The sequence below is a fragment of the Actinokineospora globicatena genome (genome assembly GCF_024171945.1).
In the GTDB taxonomy this organism is placed as follows: domain Bacteria; phylum Actinomycetota; class Actinomycetes; order Mycobacteriales; family Pseudonocardiaceae; genus Actinokineospora; species Actinokineospora globicatena.
The window spans coordinates 923576-943187 of sequence record NZ_JAMTCR010000004.1 but is presented as its reverse complement, the minus strand read 5'-3'; the positions used below and the strand labels follow the sequence as shown (position 1 = coordinate 943187).

Sequence of the window (19612 nt, the reverse complement as noted above, 5' to 3'; positions counted from 1 at the left end):
GAACTGCCGGTGGCTCACAGCACGAAAGCGTCCGACCAGAACTGTCCGGTCCGGCCGGACAACGCCTCCAGCAGCGTCGCGGCCTGCCCGTCGGCGAGCGAGGCGGCGAAGTCGATCACGGCCCGGCCCCTGGCGAGGGCGAGCACCCCGGCCTGCCCCTCGGGGCCCTCCCCGGTCGCGCCGACCAGCGCGCGCGGGTGCTCGGCGGCCAACCAGTCGTACTCGACGCGGGCCAACTCGACCAGGTCGTGCAGCCTGCGCGGCAGCCGGTCGGCCTCGTAGCGGTCGCCGAGCCACTGGTCGAGCGCCTCGACCAGGGTGGTCAGCAGCCGGGCCTGGCCGCGCTGGTGCAGCGCGAGGTCCGGGCGCAGCAGCACGAACCGGCGGTGCACGAACTTGAGCACCTGCACCTCGTGCCACTGCCGGGGGCCGAGCAGCACGTGCCCGGAGCGGGTGGGCGGGTCGGCGACGACGTGCACGCCCGCGACCAGCCGCGCGGTCCACCCGGAGGAGAACCGGCCGAACGCCTGCTCGGCGGCGACCGAGCCGTCGAAGGGCATGGACAGCAGGTCGTCGACCAGTTCCGCGCGCACCCGCGACACCGCGGCGGCGAACGCCTCGTCGTCGACCACCCAGGAGTCGCGCGCGTGCAGCCGCCTGCGCAACCGTTCCAGGGACTGGCCGGGGCGCCGCCCGGAGGCCAGTTCGGCGTCGTCGAGCCGGGCGAACTCGGCGCGGTCGGCCTCCCACTGGCCCAGCTCCGCCGACACCGGCGCGTGCTGCAGCACCCCGATGCGGTGGAAGTCCTCCAGGTCGTGGATGGCGTAGGCGATGTCGTCGGCGTTGTCCATCACGGACGCCTCGACGGTCTGCTGCCACGGCGGCACCAGGTCGTCGAACACCGCGCGGGCCTGGCGCAGGTCGTCGAGCTCGGTGACGTAGGCGGAGAACTTGCTCGACCCGGTGCCGGGGCCCTCAGGTGGCTGCGCGGCGCCGCGCGGCGGGTCGGGCAGGTCGCGCGGGTGCGGGTCGGGGTGCGAGAGCCGGGTCCACGGGTACTTGAGGGTCGCGGCGCGCACGGCGGCGGTGAGGTCGAGCCCGGCGGCGGACGGTCCCCTGGTGTCGGTGGTGGTGATGATCCGGAAGCTCTGCGCGTTGCCCTCGAACCCGTCGGGCAGGCCGAAGCGGTGCCGGGCGAGCCGGTCGAGCACCTGTTCGCCGAGGTGGCCGAACGGCGGGTGGCCGAGGTCGTGGGCGAGCGCGGCGGCCTCCACCACGTCGGGGTCGCAGCCGCCGAGCCGGTCGATCAGCGCCGCGTGGTCGGGGTCGGCGGTGAGCCGCTCGGCGATGGCGCGGCCGATCTGGGCGACCTTGAGGCTGTGCGTGAGCCGGTTGTGCAGCAACCCGGAGCCGCTGGCGCTGACCACCTGGGTGACCCCGCCGAGCCGCGCGAAGAACGGCGAGGCGACGATCCGGTCGCGGTCGGCGCGGAACGGGTTGGCGGTGAGGTCCGTGCCGCCCCGGCCGTCGCGGCGCTCGACCCGGCGCTCGTGGAGATCCGACATGCCGCGAGCCTAGGTGCAGTCCCGGGGGGCTGGCGGGTGGGAGTCGTGATCCACACGTTCCCGGGTGCTTGGGTGGGAAGCCGGCAGTACTGGGGTTTTCCGGCCGCGGCCAGAGGTCGGACTGTCGTGGTGGGGCGGGGCGTGGTAGCGAGAGGGGGTGAGCCGGTTGGACGTGGTCGTGGTCGGTGGTGGCCCGGCGGGGTGGGCGGTCGCGGACGCCTGCGCGCGAGCGGGGCTGACGACCGCGGTGGTCGCGCCGGGCGGGCGACGGGTGTGGCCGGCGACGTTCGGCGTGTGGGCCGACCAGGTCCCAGCGGACCGGTACCCGGGTGTGCTGGCGACGCGGGTGCTGGCGGCGGGGCGGGTGATCGACCGGGAGTACCTGGTGCTGGACAACGCGGCGGTGTGCGCGCGGCTGTGGCGCGGGCCCGCGGTGTCGGTCGACGACGAGGTGGTGGGCGCGGAGTTCGGCCGCCGGGGCGCGACGGTGCGGCTGGGGTCGGGGCGGCGGTTGGCGTGCGCGGTGGTCATCGACGCGAGCGGTGCGCGGCGGGTGGTGTCCGGCGGCCCGGCCCCGGGGGTCCGCGTGGCGCAGACGGCGTACGGGGTCGTGGTGCCTTCGGCCGTCGCCGACGGGATTGTCCGTTCGGGTGACGCGGTGCTGATGGACTGGGGCAGGCCGCCGACGTTCCTCTACGCCGTCGGGGTGTCGGCCGACCGGGTGTTGCTGGAGGAGACGTCGCTGGCGGCCCGGCCCGGCACGGGGTGGGACGAGTTGCGGCGCAGGCTCGGCGAGCGGCTGGGGTCGGTGCCGGACGGGCCGGTGGAGCGGGTCCGGTTCCCGGTCGACCTGCCCCCGACGCCGCCGTGGCACCGCGGGTCGGTGCCGTTCGGCGCGGCGGCCGGGATGGTGCACCCGGCGACCGGCTACAGCGTGGGCGACGCGCTGGCCACGGCCCCGCTCGTGGCGGCGGCGATCGCGAGCGCGTTCGGGCGGGGTCCGGTCGCGGCGGCAGCGGCGGGGCGGGCCGCGGTGTGGTCACCCCGGGCTCGGGTCGTGCACGCGATGCGGTCGCACGGGTTGCGGGCTCTGCTGGCACTGCCGCCGGAAGGGCTCGCCGAGTTCTTCGACGTCTTCTTCGCGTTGTCCCCGCGGCTCCAGCGCGCGTACCTGAGCGGACGGGAGGACGTGGCGGGGACGGCGGCGGCGATGGCGGCGGTGTTCGGCGCGTCCCGGTGGGGAATTCGCGGGAAACTGCTGCTATCGCGCCATTCCCCACCAGGGTGACGGGCGCTCGGCGCTGGTTGGTGCTTCCGGGCACAGCTCGATGAACAGATGGTGACTAACCATCACCTGACGGCGGTCGCCGGGCACGATGTCAGGGTGACCGTCGCACCGGACGTCAGCTTCGCGTTCCAGCCGCTGCTCAGCACCCGTACCGGTGAGGCCATAGCCGTGGAGGCCCTGGCCCGACCGCGCACCGGTGACACCTACGACCTGCTGCGCGCCGCGGGCAAGGCGGGCAGGCTCGTGCAGACCGACATCTCCCTGGCCAGCCGGGCGGTGCTCGCCTCCGTCCGGCAGGACCCGCCGCTGCCGCTGCACGTCAACATCGTCGCCGCGACCGCGACCGCGCCGGACGAGCTGCTGCGGTTCCTGCGCCCCGCGCTGAACCAGACCGGGCGCAAGCCGCGCGACATCGTGCTGGAGATCACCCCGCCGTTCAGCCGGGTGCACCGCGCCGAGCTGATCCGCGGCCTCGCGGTGCTGCGCGAGGCGGGCTACGGGGTCGCCTTCGACGCCATCGGCGACGGCGACCTGCCGCTGTCGCTGCTCACCGACGTCGGCCCCGACCTGATCAAGCTGGACGCGCACCTGATCGCGGGGCTGCCCGACGACCCGGCGTGCCTGGCCGTCGTCGAGTGCCTGGCGCAGTACTGCACCCGCACCGGCACCCGGCTCGCGGCCGTCGGCGTCGAGTCCGAGGAGCAGTTGCTGTGCCTCAACCGGCTCGGGGTGCGGCTCGCGCAGGGCAACCTGCTCGCGGGCGCCAGCCAGGAGGGCGGCATCTCGCTGCCGCTGCCGCGCCCGGTCGCCGAGATCATCGAGCTGAACGCGACCACGGGGGCCGCACCGGTACCGGTGGTGTCGGACTACCTGCGGCCCGCGACCACGATGGCCCAGGACGCGACCTCCGAGGAGGTCCGCGACACCTTCGCCGACAACCCGGCGATCAGCGGCGTGGTGCTGGTCGACGCGGAGGGCAGGCCGGTGAGCACGCTGCCGCGCAGCCGGTTCCTGCTCGCGGTCACCGGCCTGTACGGGCACGCGCTCAACGCCAAGAAGCCCGCCGTGCGCCACGGCGACATCCCCCGCACCATCCGCGGCGACGCCAGCAGCCTGCAGCTGCTGGACCTGGTGGGCGACACCGACTGGGACCGGCACGGCGACGAGGTCGTGGTGGTCGACGCGGACCGGGTGTGCGTCGGCGTGGCCCGCATCTCCGAGGTCGTGCGCGGCGTCGCCGAGGCCAAGATCGAACAGGCCGCGGCGCTCAACCCGCTGACCCGGCTCCCCGGCAGCGACACCGTCGACCGCGACATCGACCGCCGCATCCACGCCGCCGAGATGTTCGTCGTCGCCTGGCTCGACGTCGACTCCTTCAAGCAGGTCAACGACACCGTCGGCTTCGCCGCGGGCGACGACCTCATCCGCCACATCGGCCGAGTCCTCGCCGACGCCGAACGCGACCTCAACGGCACCCGAGTAGCCCACGTCGGCGGCGACGACTTCCTGGTCGTCACCGACCTCGACGAGATCAGCGCCCTCGCCGCCCGCCTGGTCGACCGCCAGTGGGATGCGGAGGGCATGTCCGTGAGCGTCTCGCTGGCATCGTTGGTGTGCGCGGCGGGGTCGGTGCGGTCCTACCGGGAGGCTTCGCGGTTGTTGGCACCGCTCAAGAAGCGGGCCAAGTCCGTTCCTGGCTCTAGCTGGGTGTTGAGCCGGCCGGGCAGCGACCGAGTGGAGGTCCTCCGCGGCTCCCGCCCCGCCCACGCCCGCGTCGGGTAGTCCATTTGGGGTTTGGGCGAGTTCGGGTCTAGCGCTCTCGCTCTTGTCTGGCTTTGGGTGGCGGGGGGCCGGGTGGGGGTTGTCCACATGGGTCCTGGTTGTCCACAGGGTCGACTTTCAGCCTCTCCGCGCTCGCGTACCCCTCGGTAGGCTGTGTATTCGGGGGTCTTTGGGGCGGGTTGATCTTGGCGGCCGTGGGCGGCAGTGCGTTGAGCTGGGGATCTCCGGCTTTCGTGGCCTCCGCTGCGCTGCGGGAAACGCCTCGGCTGCGCCATCGGATTGACGCGAGTTTCGAGCTTTGCTCGATGGGGCGAACTTGTTTTGCGCGGGGCCCCTGAACCACCCGTGGCAGGACCGCAAAGCAGGGGCCCAAAAGCATGGCCCTGTCCGCGCAACGACGCTACGGGTGGTCCTCCCCCACACAAAACAAGTCCACCCCATCGAGCCAGCCTGGCACCAGCGACTCGGGTGGAGCGCGGGGCGGCCAACGTTGTCGGCGGGCGTGTCGGGCCAACGGTGTCGGCGGGCGGTTGGGGGCCAACGTTGTGGGGTCTTCGCCAGTCGTGACGGGTGGGCTGGGACTGGCGTGGGGGCTTGGCGGGGAGGGGTGGCGGGCGGCGTTAGGCGGGTGGGGTGGGGGTTAGTTCGGCGCGGTTGCGGATGCCTAGTTTGCGGTAGATGCGGGTGAGGTTGGCTTCCACGGCCTTGACCGAGAGGTGGAGTGCGGTGGCGATCTGGCGGTTGCTGGCGCCTTGGTGGAGGTGGTCGACGATCTGGGTTTCGAGGGGGGTGAGGGGGGCGTCTTGGGTGTCTAGTTTGGACAGTTCGGTTTCTATGCGGTCGATCCAGGGGGTGCAGCTGGCGGTGGTGTAGCGGCGGAGGGACTCGGTCATGGCTTCTCGAGCGGCGGCTTTGCGGCGGGCGCGGCGTTCCAGGGTGCCGAGGGTGAACCAGGCGCGGGCTAGTTCTAGGGGGTAGGGGTGGGTTGGGGGGAGGTGGGCGCGGAGGGTGTCGGCGGCGCCTCGGGGGTCGCCTGCGGTGGCGGCTAGGACGGCGGTGGCGCGGTCTAGACCTAGGGTGACGACGGGCCTGCCCTGGGCAGCGACCCGGGAGCGCGCGTCCCGCAACACCGCGTCAGCCTGGTCGGATTGTCCTGCCCAGGCAAGGGATTCCGCCAAGTCAGCGTCCACAAGGAACATTGCCGGGTCCGTGTAGCCGACCTCGCGCAGTGTCGCCAAGCAGCTGCCGAACAGCCGGGCGGCGGCACGATGCTCGCCGCGCAGCACGGCGACCCGGGCGCGCAGGCCGCTCGCGTACGCCGCCCACTCCCCGTCCCTGGCCTGTTCGTCGGCCTTTTCCGCCTGGGCCAACAGGGTTGTCGCCTCGTCGAGGCTGCCGGTGTTGAGCTCGGCGACGGCGCGCAGGGTCAGGCCGATGCCGGGGTTCTGGTCGACGTCGACGCGCAGGCGGGCCCCCCGGACGGCGGTGCGGCGGGCGTCAGCGCAGCGGCCCGCGCGTTCGTAGGCGGAGGTCAGCGAGTACAGGACCATGATCAGGTCGCGGATGCGGCCCGCCGCCTCGGTTTCGTGGCGCAGGCGTTCGAGCATGTCGACGGCCTCGGGGGTGTCGCCGCGGCGCAGGCAGATGATGGCGAGGTAGACGCGGGCGTAGACCACCGGTTCGGACAGCGGCAGGCCCGCGGTGTGCCGGGTCAGCCGCCTGCACAGGTCGGTCTCGGTGTCCGGTCCGGACGCGGCGGCGAACGGGATGCGCATGATGAGCGACCGGATGACCAGGGTCGGGTCGTCGGCGCGGGGGGCGAGCACGTCGGCCTGGTCGAGGTACGCCAACGCCTCGGTGGTGCGGCCGGTGTGGGCGGCGAGTTCGGCGCGGCGCAACAGCAACGCGCAGCGCAACCCGGGGTCATCTCCCGCATCGGCGGCGACCTCGTCGAGCAACCCGGCGAAGGCCACGATGTCGCGCCCGGCGAGGTCGAACAGCAGCAGCCGGGCCCATGCCCTGGTCGGTCCGACGGCGATGCGCACGACGGCACGGCACAGGTCGGCGGCGGACGCGGTCAACCCGGCCTCGGCGGCGGCGCGGGCGGCACCGAGCAGGCGTTCGGCGCGGATGCTGGGCGCGGGTGTGCGGTGCGCGGCGAGTCGCAGCAGGTCGGCGGCGGTGGCGGGCGCGCCCCGGGTGGTGGCCAGCCGGGCCGCCTCCACCAGTTCGGCGGCGATCGGCGCGTCCGGACGGGGGGTGGCCAACGCGCGGTGGCGGGCGCGTTCGATCGGGTCGGTGACCAGGGCCGCCATCCTGGCGTGCGCGGCGGTCCACTGCGCGGCGGTGGCCTCGGCGGCGACCACCTCGGCCACCAGCGCGTGGCTGAACCGCAGCGCCCCGTCCTCGTCGGCGACCAGCACCCCGGCGGCGACGGCGGCGTCGAGACCGGGGTCGCCCAGCGGCAGCAGGTCCAGCCCCGGCCGGACCGCAACAGTCACCAATCGCAGCACGTCCCAGGCCTGCGCGGGCAACGGTGCGAGTCGGTCGACCACCAGTTCGCGCAGCTTGCCCGGCACCGGCAGCGGTTCGTCCGCGCCGACCGAGCCGCCGTGCCTGGCCAGCGCGCGGCCCAGTTCGAGCGCGTAGAACGGGTTGCCCGCGCTGGCGGCGACCACCCGGCCGACGGTGGCCGACGACAGCGGCCGGACGAGCCTGGTGCGCAGGAGCTCGGCGACAGCGTCGGCGTCGATGCCGGTCAGCTCCACCTCGGTCACCGGGGACGGGGCCAGGTCCGCGGTCGTCGGCGACCCGTCGGCGCGCTCGGCGACCAGCACCCAGACCCGGTTGTCGACCACCCGGCGGGCGGCGAAGGCCAGCACCTCGGCGCTGGCCGGGTCGAGCCATTGCGCGTCGTCGAGCACGAGCAGCACCGAGTGCCGCTCGGCCAGTTCGCGGAGCAAGTCGACCACGGCCAAGCGCAACGCGAGCGGGTCGACGGGATGTTCGGGGGCGGATCGCAAGAGTGCGGTGTCCAGGGCGGCCCGGAGGTGGGCGGGCAGCTCGACGACCGGCAGCACCTTGGCGAACAGGTCGTAGAGCGCGACGTGCGGCAGGTCGCGGTCAGCGGCGGCCGGGCTGGTCCGCAGCACCAGGTCGGCCCCGGCCCCGGCGACGAGCACGTCGAGCAGCAGGGACTTGCCGATCCCGGCGGGCCCGTGCAGCACCAGACCGCCCCCGTCGGCGAGCGCGCTCCGACAGCGGGCGATCACCTGCGCCCGGCCCAGCACCGGGGGGACGGCCACCACCCAGTGAACGTACCCAACCACTCCCGATCCCGGCGAGACCGAACTACGTCATCGGCGGAAGTGGGACAGCGCACCCGGGCTCCCGGACCAGCGGACGCCCAAGACCGAGGAGTGGGTGATGGCACCCGAGAAGATCCTTATGCCCGTGCAACGCGGGACGGGGGACCCCGCGTGTCAGCCGCGGCAGGCGTTGATCATCAGCGCGGCGGACCAGCGGTGAGGCGGAGCGCATGGCGGTGTCCCGACGGGGGTTCCTGGTGGTGGGGTCGGCGGTGGTCGTCGCGTTGGGGCTCGACATGCCCGCGGTGGCGGCCGCACCGTACGACGGGATGCGGGGCCGGTGGCGCGACCTGCTCACCGGTGTCGGGTACGACCCGGCGGTCGCCCCGTTCACGGCCGCGTTGGCGGCGACCGGCGGTTCGGCGACGAGGTACCTGGCCGACATGACCCCCGAGGGGGACTCACTCTGGGAAGACCACCCGATCGACGGGGACTCGGGCAACGTGACCGCCTGCTTCACCCGGTTGCGCACGATGGCACTGGCCTGGGCGCAGCCGGGCACGGGCCACACCGGCTCGTCGACGACGGCGACGGCGGTGCTCGACGGGCTGCGGTGGATGCTGGACAACGCGTACGGCCCGACCGGGGCGCCGTACGACAACTGGTGGGACTGGGAGATCGGGTCCCCGCAGCGGCTGCTCGACATCTGCTGCCTGCTCACCGTGCCCGCCCCGGACCTGGCGGACGTCCTCGCCGCGGTGGACAACCACGTCCCGGTCTCGCGCCTGGCGACCTACAAGGACAAGAGCACCGGCGCGAACCGGGTGGACCTGTGCCAGGTGATCGCGCTGCGCGGGGTGCTCGGCGCGCGACCCGCGAGCATCGCCGCCGCCCGCGACGGGCTGTCCCCGGTGTTCCCGACGGTCCTCACCGGCGACGGGCTCTACGCGGACGGCTCGTTCCTCCAGCACACCTGCGTGCCCTACGCGGGCGGCTACGGCGCCGTGCTGCTCGGTGGCCTGGCCAAGGTGCTGCACCTGCTCGCGGGCTCGACCTGGGCGGTGACCGACCCGAACCGGCAGGTGCTGTTCGGCTCGGTGGACACGGCGTTCGCCCCGTTCATCCACAACGGACTCATGCTGGACGCGGTCTCGGGACGCGGCATCGCCCGCGAGGACCAGGACGACCACCAGCGCGGGCACAACGTCATGGCGTCGACCCTGCTGCTGGCGAACACCGGGTTGGCCGCGGTGGCCGAGTCGGACCGGTGGCGCGGTCTGGTGAAGGGCTGGATCACCCGCGACACCCACGCGCCGTACCTGGCCGACATGGCGGTACCGGACCTGGCGCGCGCGGTGGCGCTGCTCGCCGACGGCGGTGTGCCCGCCGCGGCGCACCCGTCGTCGAGCCGGGTCTTCGGGGCGATGGACCGCGCCGTGCACCGGCGTCCGCTGTGGACCTTCGCGGTGTCGATGCACTCCGAGCGCACCACGTTCTACGAGACCGGCAACGGCGAGAACCTGCGCGGCTGGCACACGGGCAGCGGCATGACCTACTGGTGGGGCGACGACTACGGCCTCGGTCAGTACACCGACGCGTTCTGGCCGACGGTCGACCCCTACCGGTTGCCAGGTGCGACCGCCTCGCGCAAGTCGCTGGCCGACGCGGCGGGCGGCACGTGGAACGCGACCAAGCCGACCAACACCTGGGCGGGCGGCGCCAGTGACGGCGTCGCGGCCGCGGTCGGCCAGCACGTGACCGGGTTGCAGTCGACCCTCACCGGCCGCAAGTCGTGGTTCTTCCTCGACGATGCCGTGGTGTGCCTCGGCGCGGGCATCACCGCGACCGACGGCGCGTCCGTCGACTCCGTTGTGGACAACCGGAACCTCGGCGCGGCGGGCACGCACGCGCTGGTCGTGGACGGCGCGACCCAACCGACGACGCTGCCCTGGTCGAAGAAGTTCACCGGGGCGCGGTGGGCGGCGATCGCCGGGTTCGGCGGGTACGTGTTCCTCGGTGGGGCGACCGTCACCGCGTCCCGCGCGGCGCGCACCGGTTCCTGGAGCGCCATCGACGACAGCGGCTCGGACGACCCGATCACCCGCCGCTACCTCGCGCTGTGGCACGACCACGGCACCGATCCTGTTGACGCCTCCTACGCCTACCTGGTCCTGCCTGGCGCGTCGAGCGTTGCCACGTCCGCTCGCAGCGCGTCACCTGGCGTGGCCGTGGTGGCGAACACGGCCGCTGTACAAGGGATCTCGGCAGGACCGGTGCGCGCGGCGAACTTCTTCGCGGCGGGCGCGTGCGGGGCGATCACCGCGAGCGGGCCGTGCTCGGTGTTGGCCCGCCAGGACGGGCCGGTGCTGTCGGTGGCCGTCGCCGACCCGACCCGGACGGCACCAACGGTGATCGTCACCTTGCCCGACAACGGTTTCACCGCGGCCTCGGCGGATCCCGGGGTGACCGTGCTGCAGACATCGCCGACCACAAAGCTCCTGGTTGGGGTCGGTGGCACGCTCGGCGGCAGTCGCACGGTCCGACTCGGCGCGGGTTCGCCGGTGTCGACCGGCACGGCATGGGCCATCGCCGCGGCCGCCGACGCCTACGTGCGCGACGGTGGCTCCGCGAGCCAGAACTTCGGCACCGGGCCGCTCACTGTCAAGACAGCGGCGGCCGGGTACAACCGACGCGCGTTCGTCCGGTTCGACCTCGCCCTGCCCACCGCGCCGAAGCGAGCCGTGCTGTGGTTGCACGGCAGGGTCAACGACGACGACAACACCCACTCCACGGTGACCGCGCACCGGGTGACCGGGCCGTGGACGGAGACCGGCGTGACGTGGGACAACCAGCCCACCCTGGGGTCGGTGCTGGCCACCGCCCGGATCAGCCGCACACCGGACTGGATCGGGCTGGACGTCACGGCCGCGTTGACCGCGAACCCGAGCGTCATCACGTTCGGGCTGTCGGCGGGCCAGTTCGCGGTCCAGCTGGACAGCCGGGAGGCCACCGCGAACCAGCCGGTGCTGCAGATCGTGACCTGACCGCACTCAGTCCTATCGGGACGATCCCCGGCCGGGGACGTCCACCGCACTCGCCAACCCATTGAGGTGCCATGAGATCACTCACCACCGCGCTCGCCATCGCGCTCTGCGCGGCCACCACGGCGGCCGTCGCACAGACAGCGGCCGCCGCCCCTCCGCACAACTCCACCATCCCCTCGACGGGGTGCCAGTACACCTCGACCACACTCCCCCTCGGCCAGTCCGTGGCGCAGACGATCGTGACCAGTGGCCAGACCCGCCAGTACCTGATCCACCTGCCCACGACCTACCAGCCGGGACAGGGCAAGCCGCTGGTGTTGGCGTTCCACGGGCGCAAGGGGGACGGCCACGACATCGAGGCCTACTCGGAGATCGACGCGCTCGACACCATCGCGGTGTACCCGATCGGGGCCAAGGGGGAGGACGACGAGCGGGCCTGGCAGGGGGCGCCCTACGCGGCGCCGGTGGACGACGTGCAGTTCGTCAGGGATCTGCTCGACTCGGTGCAGGCCACCCTGTGCGTCGACCCGTACCGGATCTACGCCGTGGGCAAGTCCAACGGTGGCGGGTTCGTGTCCCTGCTCGCTTGCAAGCTCCCCCAACGCATCGCGGCGTTCGGGGTCGTCGCGGGGGCCTTCTACCCGGGCACCCTCTCCGCCTGCGGTAACCCGACCGCGCCGGTGCCGATCATCGACTTCCACGGCACCGCGGACTCCGTCATCGCGTACAACGGCGACAGCAGCAACCACGGCCAACCGCTGCCCACGGTCATGAGTTGGGCGCAGTCCTGGGCCAACCGCAGCTCGTGCTCGCCCACGCCCGCGACGGCCCAGCTCAGCAGCGAGGTCGTCGGGTTCGCCTGGGGTTCGTGCCTGCCGCACAAGGAGGTGCTGCACTTCAAGATCGTTACCGGGGACCACACCTGGCCGGGTGCGCCGGTGTCGAGCGGGCCGGGCAAGACGACCCAGCAGATCAAGGCGACCACCGCGATCTGGAGCTTCCTGACCAGCCACCCGCTCATCCCCTAGGACGGCGGTGACCTCGGCGACCCAGCGCAGTGGTCCTGGGTCGCCGAGGTCGGGCTCCTCCCCGGCGGGGGCCAAACACGCCGGGGAGGAGGCTTGCGGACGGGTCAGCCGACGCTGACGTCGTCGAGGAGGAAGTTGGTCGCGAGGTAGGCGTCCTCCACGCCGGAGAAGCGGATCGTGACGGTCTGGCCCCGGTACGCCGAGAGGTCCACCGCGCGTTGGACGTAGGCGGTGCCCGCGTTGGCGTTCGAGTACGTGACCGCCGTGGTGCCGTTGAGTTGGACGCGCAGCACGTCGTAGGCGGTGCTGCCGGTCTCCTGCGTGGTGACCTTCAGCCAGAACCGGAGCGCGGGCGCGCCGGTGCTGGGCACCCTGACCTGCTGGCTGATGGCCTCACTGGCGGCCCTGCCGTTGCCGAGCAGCCACGCGTAGTACGAACCGCTGCGCGCGGTCTGCTGGGTGCTGTTGGTGACCACAGCGGACTCGCTCCACCCGGTCTGGCCGGACTCGAAGCCGCCGTTGGTGACCGCGTTGCCGGTCGGCGGGACCGTCGTCGTGGTCGGCACGGACGTCGTGGGCCGGGTGGTCGTGGTCGGACCGGTGGGGCTGGTCGTCGTGGTCGGGCGGGTGGTGGTCGTGGTCGGCGCCGGGAGGGCGGTGCCGACGCTGACGGCGGCCCAGGCGACGCTGACCAGGTAGCGCTCCTGGCTGTTGGTGCCGTACAGGTCGGCGGCGGCCTGCAGGGTCGCGGTGCGCGCCCCGGCGTAGTTGGTCGTCGAGGTCATGTACGTGCTCAGCGCGCGGTAGAACACCGCCGCGGCCTTGTCCCGGCCGATGCCCGCGAACGTGGTGCTGTTGCAGGTGCCGCCGACGTGCGGGAGCCCGCCGATGGTCTTGTTCCCGGTGCCCTCGGAGGCCAGGTAGAACCAGCGGTTGCCGATGCCCGACGAGTAGTGCACGTCGACCTGGCCCGCGGTGGAGCGCCAGCAGCCCAGCGAGTTGCCGTCGGCGGCCGGGTTGTCCATCCGGCGGAAGTAGCCCGATGGCATGCGCAGCTTCTCGCCGATGTAGTAGTCGGCCGGGTCGTTCGGGTTGGCCGCGGAGAACTCGACCATGGTGCCGAAGATGTCGGACGCGGACTCGTTGAGACCGCCCGACTCCCCGGAGTAGTTGAGGTTCGCGGTGGCCGCGGTGACGCCGTGGGTCATCTCGTGGCCGACGACGTCGATCTGGGTCAGCGGCGTGTTCTGGTTGGTGGAGCTGCCGTCGCCGAAGACCATGCAGAAGCAGCTGTCGTCGTAGAAGGCGTTGAGCAGGCCGGATCCGATGTGGACGTACATCGTGTGGCCCTGGCCGTTGTTGCGGATGCCGTTGCGGCCGTAGGCGTTCTTGTAGAAGTCCCAGGTCTTGGCCAGGCCGTAGTACGCGTCGACGGCGATGGTCTGCCGGTTGCCCAGCTGCCCGGTGCCCCACACGTTGTCGGCGTCGGTGTAGGCCGTCGCACGCGCGGCCGGGCTGTTCTCGGAACCGCCGTTGCCGTCGAGCACGCGGGTGTTGCCCCGGGTCGTGTCGGTCAGGGTGTAGCCGCCGGACCCGCTGCTCGTGCTGATGTCGACGGTGCCGACGTGGTAGCCGTTGCCGGTCGCCTTGTGCCGCTTCTCGTAGCGGTCTAGTAGCACGCCGCTAGCGGCGTCGGTCACGACGACCTCGGCACCGCCACCCTCCACTGTGGTCCGGTAGGCCAGGACGGGCTTGCGGTTCACCGCGTAGACGACCAGCTCGGGCTTGGCCGCGCCGTCCTTGTTCTCCGCGGTCAACGCGGGCGCCAGCGCGGCGGCCCTGGTGGAGGCGATGGTGGGCGTGACCGACGGGACGGTGATGGTCTCGGTGCTCGCCCGGTCGACGGCGGCGATCCGGTTGTCGGCGGCGCGGTGCAGGACCAGGTCGCCCCCCACGACCGGCAGGCCGTCGTAGGTGCGGTCGTAGCGCACGTGGCGGGTGCCGTTGTTGTCGACGACCACGTCCTTGGCGACGAGCTTCTCCTTGGCGCCCAGCCCCAGGTCCCTGGCGGCCGCGGCGGCCTCGGCACCGGCGCGGTCGAGCTCGGCGGCGCGCTGCTGCGGGCTCAGCGCCCTGGCGCCGGGGGCGGACTGGTCCTGCGCGGCACCGGCCTGGGTGGCGGTCACCGCGATGACCGTCGCGCCCACGGCGGTCGCCGCGGCCACAGCCGCGGCGACCAGCGCCCGGCGACCCTTGCGTGACATGTCGTCTCCTCCACCGGCCCGTGTGGACGGGAGCGCGCACCGTCCACGGTGCAGTGGACGAGGTGGGCTGGCGGACCGGTGGGCGAAAACTAGGTGTCAGATCCGCGTGAATGAATACATGGATTGCCCGGCAAGGGGTCGGCAAGGGGTGGACAAGGGGCGGTCCCGATCACTCCACCGTGACGCTTTTGGCCAGGTTGCGCGGTTTGTCGATATCGCGGCCGAGCGCCGTCGCGGTGTGGTAGGCCAGCAGCTGCAGCGGGATGGTCAGCAGGATCGGGTCCAGTTCCGGCTCCCCGCGCGGCACCCGGATGACCTCGTCGGCCAGCCCGTCGGGCAGGTCGGCGTTGGTGACGGCGATGACCGGGCCGCCGCGCGCCTTGACCTGCTCGATGGTGCCGATGTTCTTGGCCACCAGGTCGTCGGCGGGCACGATGACCACGCTGGGCATCTCGGCGTCGACCAGCGCCAGCGGGCCGTGCTTGAGCTCGGCGGACTGGTAGGCCTCGGCGTGGATGTAGGAGATCTCCTTGAGCTTCTGGGCGCCCTCGCGGGCCACCGGCCAGCCGCGCACCCGGCCGAGGAAGAACATGTGCCGCGCGTGGGCGTACCGCTTGGCGATCCTGGCGATCTCCGCGTCGTCGGCGAGGACCCGCTCGACCTGGCCGGGCAGCGCGCGCAGACCGGTCACGACGCGTGCTCCCGCGGCCGCGCTCAGGTCACGGACCCGGCCCAGCAGCAGGGCGAGCATGGCGAAGGAGACGGTCATGTTCGTCAGCGCCTTGGTGGAGGCGACCGACACCTCCGGTCCGGCGTGCAGGAACACGCCGCTGCCGCACTCGCGGGCGATCGCGCTGCCGACGACGTTGACCGCGCCGATCACCCGGCCGCCCTTGCGCCGCAACTCCTGCACGGCGGCGAGGGTGTCGATGGTCTCGCCGGACTGGCTCACCGCGACGTAGAGCGCGTCCGGGTCGACCACCGGGTTGCGGTAGCGGTACTCCGAGGCAGGTTCGGCGTCGGCTGGCACGCGCGCCAACTCCTCCACCAGGGCGGCACCCATCTGGCCCGCGTAGTAGGCGGAGCCGCAGCCGAGGAACTTGACCCGCTTGATGGCGCGCAACGCCATCGGGTCCAGGCCGAGCCCACCGAGGTGCGCGGTGGCGAACCGCTCGTCGAGCCGCCCGCGCAGCGCCCTGGCGATCGCCTCGGGCTGCTCGGTCATCTCCTTGCGCATGAAGTCGGTGTGTCCGCCGAGTTCGTAGTCGTCGGCGGCGTGCTCGACGGTGGTCGGCGTCTTGCTGGTCCGCCTGGCCTCCACAGTGGACGTGCGGAACCCGGCCGCGGTGACCGTCGCCAGCTCGCCGTCGTCGAGGAACACGACCTGCTGGGTGTGGTGCACCAGCGCGGCGACGTCGGAGGCGATGAACATCTCGCCGTCGCCGATGCCCAGCACGATGGGGCTGCCGTTGCGGGCGACCACCAGCTCCCCCGGCCGGTCGCGGTCGAGCACCACCAGGCCGTAGGTGCCCTCGACCCCGCGCAGCGCGGCCCGGACGGCGTCCTCCAGCGTGTCGGCCCGCTCGCGGGCGATCAGGTGGGCCAAGACCTCGGTGTCGGTCTCGGAGACGAACTCGACGCCTGCTGCGGTGAGCTGGGTGCGCAGCTGCTCGGCGTTCTCGATGATCCCGTTGTGCACCACCGCGATCCGGCTGTCGGCGTCCAGGTGCGGGTGAGCGTTGCGGTCCGAGGGCTCACCGTGGGTGGCCCAGCGGGTGTGCGCGATGCCGACCGTGGCGGGGTTGTCGGTGAGCTTGTCGCGCAGGTCCTGGACGCGTCCGGCGGTCTTGGTGACCACGATGGCGCCGTCGTCGAACACGGCGACCCCCGCGGAGTCGTAGCCGCGGTACTCCAGCCGGTGCAGCCCCTCCACCAGCACGGGCGTCGCCGGACGCACCCCCAGGTAGCCGACGATTCCACACATAGCTTCGCTCCCTAGCCGTAGATGATCCGCCGTAGCTGCCGCTCGCTCAGGACCGGGGCAGCCACCGGGCGCGCGGCCAGCTCCCCGGCCACCCGCGCCCAGATCTCGGCGTTGCGCACCTGCCCGCGCCGCAGCTCGGTGTGCCTGCGGCGCACGTACTGCTCGACGGTCTCCCCGAAGTACGCCAGCACGTCGGAGACGACCCGCGCCGCGATCCCCGGCGGGAGACCGGTGGTCCCCGCGACGTACCGGACGAGGTCGACGGGTGGTTCGCTCACGCCAGACACTGGCACTGGTTCGACCGCCGAGGCAACTCCTGTGCCCGATATCGGGCACGGGGTCAGCCGAGCGAGTCGCGCAGCTGCCCGAACTCGGCGGCGAGGTCCGGGAGCTGGTAGTGCGCGTTGAGCCCGCTGGGGTTGGGCAGCACCCACACCCGCACCGACTCGAACAGCTCCGCCTGCGGCCCGATGACCGCCTTGGGCGCCGCGAACGCCACCCGGTAGGCGGTGATGCCGACGACCGCGACCACCCGGGGCTCGTACTCGGCGACGAGGCGGCGCAGCCGGTCACCGCCGAGGGTCAGCTCGTCGTCCGAGAGCTCGTCGGCGCGCGCGGTGGCCCTGGCGACCAGGTTGGTGACGCCGAGGCCGTAGGTGGGCAGCAGGTCCTGCTCACCGGGGTCGAGCAGCCGAGGGGTGAAGCCGGACAGGTGTAAGGCGGGCCAGAACCGGTTGCCCGGCCGGGCGAAGTGGTGGCCGGTGGCACCGGAGTACAGGCTCGGGTTGATCCCGCAGAACAACACCGCCAGACCGGCACCGATCACATCGGGCACGGTCCGGTCCCTGGCCGCCACGAGCTCGGCGCGAGTAGGTCGAGGCACGCCCCCCATGGGAACAGAAGTCGATCACCCCCGCCACCGACGAACGTCGCCGCACCCCTCCGACACCCCAAGTCCCACCGACCGGACCCGTTGCCCCACAGCCCCTTCGCGCACCCACCCCACCCACACCCGCTCACCACGAGTTGTGACAACACCACAAGAACCCCGCCCAGTCCTGTGGACAACCCACCACCCGACCATATCGTCCGATGTGGACACTAACCGGCCGTTACCCACCCGACGGCGGCCACGCACTCCTCGGACCTGCCGAAGATGTTCTGGTACCAGGCGGGTCGAACCGCCCAGGGAACCGGAACGGCCCGCCTCCGGGAAGGGGGCGGGCCGTTCGGGGAAGGCGCGGGTCAGACTGTGAAGCCGAGGGCGCGGAGTTGTTCGCGGCCGTCCTCGGTGATCTTCTCGGGGCCCCAGGGGGGCATCCAGACCCAGTTGATGCGGAAGTCGTCGACGAGGCCGCCGCTGGTGAGGGCGGCTCGGGTCTGGTCCTCGATGACGTCGGTCAGCGGGCAGGCCGCCGAGGTGAGGGTCATGTCGATGGTGGCGGTGTTGTCCGGCTCGACGCGGATGTCATAGACCAGGCCGAGGTCGACGACGTTGATGCCGAGTTCGGGGTCGACCACGTCGCGCATGGCCTCCTCGAGGTCGTCTAGGGAGGCCACGTCCGCGCGGGGGGCCTGGGTGGGCATCCCGGCGGCGCCGCGCTGGACGTCTGGGTCGGTCATGCCGGTCCTCCTTCGGTGCGGGCGCGGGTAACCGCGTCCTTGAACGCCATCCAGCCGAGCAGGGCGCACTTCACCCTAGCGGGGTACTTGGCGACCCCGGCGAAGGCGATGCCGTCCTCGAGCACGTCCTCGTCCGGTTCCACCGTGCCCCGCCCGTGCATCAGCTCCACGAACGCGTCGAGCTTGACCATCGCCTCGGCCACCGGGCGGCCGACCACCAGGTCGGTGAGCACCGAGGTGGACGCCTGGCTGATGGAGCAGCCCTGGCCGTCGTAGGACACGTCGGCCACCGCGTCGCCGTCGAGCCTGACCCGCAGCGTCACCTCGTCCCCGCAGGTCGGGTTGACCTGGAAGGACTCGGTGTCGAACGGGTCGCGCAGGCCGCGGCCGTGCGGGTTCTTGTAGTGGTCCAGGATGATCTCCTGGTACATCTGCTGCAGCTGCATCAGGCGACCCCGAAGAAGCGGCGCGCCTCGCGCACCCCGGCCAGGAACGCGTCCACGTCCCGCAGGTCGTTGTACACGTAGAAGCTGGCCCGCACCGAAGCCGGGACGCCGAGGCGGCGGTGCAGCGGCCACGCGCAGTGGTGCCCGACGCGCACGGCGACGCCCTGGTCGTCGAGCACCTGGCCCACGTCGTGCGGGTGGATGCCGTCGACGACGAACGACACCGCTCCCCCGCGCGCGTGCCCGTCGACCGGGCCGATGACCCGGATGCCCGGGATCTCGGCGAGGCCGTCGAGCGCGGCGACGGTGAGCAGGTGCTCGTGCGCGGCGACCCGGTCCATGCCGACGGCGGTCAGGTAGTCCACAGCCGCGCCGAGCGCCACCGCCTGCGAGGTCATCGGCGTGCCCGCCTCGAAGCGCTGCGGCGGCGCGGCGAAGGTGGACCGCGCCATCTCCACCATCTCGATCATCGACCCGCCGGTGAGGAACGGCGGCATGGCCGCCAGCAGCTCCCGGCGGCCGTAGAGCACGCCGAGCCCGTACGGGCCGAGCATCTTGTGCGCGGAGAACACCGCGAAGTCCACGTCGAGCGCGTGGAAGTCGACCACCGAGTGCGGCACCGACTGGCACGCGTCGAGCACGACCAGCGCGCCGACCTCGCGGGCCCGCGCCACCAGCGGCTCGACCGGGTTGACGGTGCCCAGCACGTTGGACTGGTGGGTGAACGCCAGCACCTTCGTGCGCGCGTTCACCACCTCGTCCAGGGTGGACAGGTCGAGCCTGCCGTCGTCGGTCACACCGAGCCAGCGCAGGGTCGCCCCGGTGCGCTGGGCCAGCTGCTGCCACGGAACCAGGTTCGCGTGGTGCTCCATCTCGGTGGTGACGATCTCGTCGCCGGGACCCAGGACGAACCGGGCCGCCTCAGGTCCGGCGGTGGCCGCGTTGCCCATGGCGTAGGCGACCAGGTTGATGCCCTCGGTGGCGTTCTTGGTGAACACCAGCTCACCCGGGGTCGCGCCGACGAAGGCCGCGACCCTGGCGCGGGCCGACTCGTAGGCGTCGGTGGCCTCCTCCGCGAGCTGATGCGCGCCGCGGTGCACGGCGGCGTTGTGCTCGGAGAGGAAGGCCCGCTCGGCGTCGAGCACCTGGGTCGGGCGCTGCGAGGTGGCCCCGGAGTCCAGGTACACCAGCGGTTTGCCGTCGCGCACGGTGCGGCCGAGGATGGGGAAGTCGGCGCGCAGGGCGTCGACGTCCAGCGGTGCGGTCACTGCGGTCACTGC

General features: G+C 72.6%; 13 protein-coding genes. 4 read left to right on the top strand and 9 right to left on the bottom strand.

Annotation, left to right across the window (positions count from 1 at the left end; translation table 11 throughout):
- Positions 1-14: 14 nt before the first annotated feature.
- Positions 15-1565, bottom strand: a complete 1551-nt coding sequence (locus LV79_RS23120) for a deoxyguanosinetriphosphate triphosphohydrolase family protein (protein WP_253840265.1) — start codon at positions 1563-1565, stop codon at positions 15-17.
- 157 nt (positions 1566-1722) lie between these two features.
- Between LV79_RS23120 and LV79_RS23115 the strand changes: the two genes are divergently transcribed.
- Together LV79_RS23115 and LV79_RS23110 are read left to right on the top strand one after the other, a co-directional pair.
- Positions 1723-2853 carry a lycopene cyclase family protein gene (locus tag LV79_RS23115; protein WP_308208959.1) on the top strand — a complete coding sequence of 377 codons (1131 nt, stop codon included), beginning with the start codon at positions 1723-1725 and terminating at the stop codon, positions 2851-2853.
- Positions 2854-2949: 96 nt separating this feature from the next.
- On the top strand, positions 2950-4635 hold the full coding sequence (locus LV79_RS23110; protein ID WP_253840264.1) for a bifunctional diguanylate cyclase/phosphodiesterase: 1686 nt from the start codon (positions 2950-2952) through the stop codon (positions 4633-4635).
- 620 nt (positions 4636-5255) lie between these two features.
- On the opposite strand, the gene LV79_RS34075 is transcribed toward LV79_RS23110, so the two are convergent.
- Entirely contained in the window at positions 5256-7943 is a 2688-nt protein-coding gene (locus tag LV79_RS34075) for an AAA family ATPase (protein WP_285469910.1), read from the bottom strand.
- 230 nt (positions 7944-8173) lie between these two features.
- On the opposite strand from LV79_RS34075, the gene LV79_RS23095 reads away from it, so the two are divergent.
- The gene (locus LV79_RS23095; RefSeq protein ID WP_253840263.1) at positions 8174-10987 is read left to right on the top strand and encodes a polysaccharide lyase family 8 super-sandwich domain-containing protein; all 2814 of its coding nucleotides are present in this window, start codon (positions 8174-8176) and stop codon (positions 10985-10987) included.
- 71 nt (positions 10988-11058) lie between these two features.
- Positions 11059-12015, top strand: a complete 957-nt coding sequence (locus LV79_RS23090; RefSeq protein ID WP_253840262.1) for a CE1 family esterase — start codon at positions 11059-11061, stop codon at positions 12013-12015.
- A gap of 104 nt (positions 12016-12119) precedes the next feature.
- On the opposite strand, the gene LV79_RS23085 is transcribed toward LV79_RS23090, so the two are convergent.
- The 7 genes from LV79_RS23085 to LV79_RS23055 all read right to left on the bottom strand — a co-directional run bounded on the left by LV79_RS23085 (position 12120) and on the right by LV79_RS23055 (position 19609).
- Positions 12120-14279, bottom strand: coding sequence for a M4 family metallopeptidase (locus LV79_RS23085; protein ID WP_253840261.1), 2160 nt, complete (start codon positions 14277-14279; stop codon positions 12120-12122).
- Positions 14280-14448: 169 nt separating this feature from the next.
- Positions 14449-16263 carry a glutamine--fructose-6-phosphate transaminase (isomerizing) gene (glmS, locus tag LV79_RS23080; protein ID WP_253840260.1) on the bottom strand — a complete coding sequence of 605 codons (1815 nt, stop codon included), beginning with the start codon at positions 16261-16263 and terminating at the stop codon, positions 14449-14451.
- A gap of 11 nt (positions 16264-16274) precedes the next feature.
- Positions 16275-16550, bottom strand: coding sequence for a hypothetical protein (locus LV79_RS23075; protein ID WP_253840259.1), 276 nt, complete (start codon positions 16548-16550; stop codon positions 16275-16277).
- Between the two features lie 53 nt (positions 16551-16603).
- Positions 16604-17146 (bottom strand): G/U mismatch-specific DNA glycosylase, encoded by a 543-nt coding sequence (gene mug, locus LV79_RS23070; RefSeq protein ID WP_253840258.1) that lies wholly within the window; start codon positions 17144-17146, stop codon positions 16604-16606.
- Between the two features lie 362 nt (positions 17147-17508).
- Positions 17509-17886 carry a metal-sulfur cluster assembly factor gene (locus LV79_RS23065; RefSeq protein WP_253840257.1) on the bottom strand — a complete coding sequence of 126 codons (378 nt, stop codon included), beginning with the start codon at positions 17884-17886 and terminating at the stop codon, positions 17509-17511.
- Positions 17883-18332: a Fe-S cluster assembly sulfur transfer protein SufU gene (gene sufU / locus LV79_RS23060; RefSeq protein WP_253840256.1), complete on the bottom strand. Its 450-nt coding sequence runs from the start codon at positions 18330-18332 to the stop codon at positions 17883-17885. The genes LV79_RS23065 and sufU overlap by 4 nt, the downstream gene beginning before the upstream one ends.
- Complete coding sequence (locus LV79_RS23055; RefSeq protein WP_372495427.1) at positions 18332-19609, bottom strand: cysteine desulfurase; 1278 nt, start codon at positions 19607-19609, stop codon at positions 18332-18334. The genes sufU and LV79_RS23055 overlap by 1 nt, the downstream gene beginning before the upstream one ends.
- Positions 19610-19612: the final 3 nt, after the last annotated feature.